Source organism: Salipiger sp. HF18 (assembly GCF_011806505.1).
GTDB lineage: Bacteria > Pseudomonadota > Alphaproteobacteria > Rhodobacterales > Rhodobacteraceae > Salipiger > Salipiger thiooxidans.
This window is the reverse complement of the sequence record NZ_JAATOS010000746.1, coordinates 1-1,426: the sequence shown is the minus strand read 5'-3', so window position 1 is coordinate 1,426 and position 1,426 is coordinate 1. Positions and strand designations below refer to the sequence as shown.

Genomic DNA, 1,426 nt, shown 5'->3' with positions numbered 1-1,426 from the left:
ACCCACACCAACGCTCGTACGCGCAAGGGCCCCGCAAAGCCCATCGCCGGCAAGAAGAAGTAAGGGAGGCCCACCGATATGGCACGTGATACCCGTCGCGGAGGCAAGAAGAAGGTCTCCAAGAACATCGCCGCTGGCGTGGCGCATGTTAACTCGTCGTTCAACAACACCAAGATCCTGATCTCGGATGTGCAGGGCAACGCGATCTCCTGGTCGTCCGCCGGCACCATGGGCTTCAAGGGTTCGCGGAAATCGACCCCCTACGCCGCTCAGCTGGCCGCCGAAGACGCGGGCCGCAAGGCGCAGGAACACGGCGTGAAAACGCTGGAAGTCGAAGTCCAGGGCCCCGGCTCGGGCCGTGAATCGGCTCTGCGCGCGCTTGCCGCCGTCGGCTTCAACATCACGTCGATCCGTGACGTGACGCCGATCGCGCACAACGGCTGCCGTCCGCCGAAGCGCCGCCGCGTCTGATCTTACGTACTTACGAGGTGGGGCCCTGCCATTCGGCGGGGTCCCACCTCACGTCATTTTAACCTCGGGCGTCTGAGCCTTTGGACATGGGGCACGGACAGGAATGGAGGGACGCATGATCCACAAGAACTGGGCTGAACTCATCAAGCCGACCCAGCTGGAGGTTCGCCCCGGCGCCGACCCCTCCCGGGTGGCAACCGTTGTCGCAGAACCGCTCGAGCGCGGCTTTGGTCTGACCATGGGCAATGCGCTGCGTCGCATTCTGCTGTCGAGCCTTCAGGGCGCGGCAATCACCAGCGTGCAGATCGACAACGTGCTGCACGAATTCTCGTCCGTCGCCGGTGTCCGCGAAGATGTGACCGATATCGTCCTGAACCTCAAGGGCGTTTCTCTCCGCATGGAAGTCGAGGGGCCGAAGCGCCTGTCGATCAACGCCAAGGGCCCGGGCGTCGTCACCGCTGGTGACATCACGGAAACCGCCGGCATCGAAGTGCTGAACAAGGACCATGTAATCTGCCACCTCGACGACGGTGCCGATCTCTACGTGGAACTGACGGTCAACACCGGCAAGGGCTACGTCTCTGCCGACAAGAACAAGCCCGAAGACGCGCCCATCGGCCTGATTCCGATCGACGCGATCTACTCGCCGGTCAAGCGCGTCTCCTACGAGGTGCAGCCGACCCGTGAGGGCCAGGTTCTCGACTACGACAAGCTGACCATGAAGGTGGAGACCGACGGTTCGGTCACCCCCGACGATGCCATCGCCTTCGCGGCGCGCATCCTGCAGGACCAGCTGTCGATCTTCGTGAACTTCGAAGAGCCCGAAGCGGCCGGCCGCCAAGACGAGGACGACGGGCTGGAGTTCAACCCGCTGCTTCTCAAGAAGGTGGACGAGCTCGAGCTGTCGGTGCGTTCGGCGAACTGCCTGAAGAACGACAACATCGTCTACATCGGC

Annotated in this window: 2 protein-coding genes and 1 pseudogene; all 3 read left to right on the top strand. The window is 63.1% G+C overall.

Annotated features, from left to right (window positions below; all coding sequences use genetic code 11):
• A pseudogene (locus HC022_RS26530) lies at positions 1-63 on the top strand (30S ribosomal protein S13); the annotation flags it as partial.
• Between the two features lie 15 nt (positions 64-78).
• Complete coding sequence (gene rpsK / locus HC022_RS26525) at positions 79-471, top strand: 30S ribosomal protein S11 (protein WP_072780049.1); 393 nt, start codon at positions 79-81, stop codon at positions 469-471.
• 115 nt (positions 472-586) lie between these two features.
• The coding region (locus HC022_RS26520) for a DNA-directed RNA polymerase subunit alpha (protein WP_167454377.1) at positions 587-1,426 on the top strand (840 nt) is incomplete at its 3' end.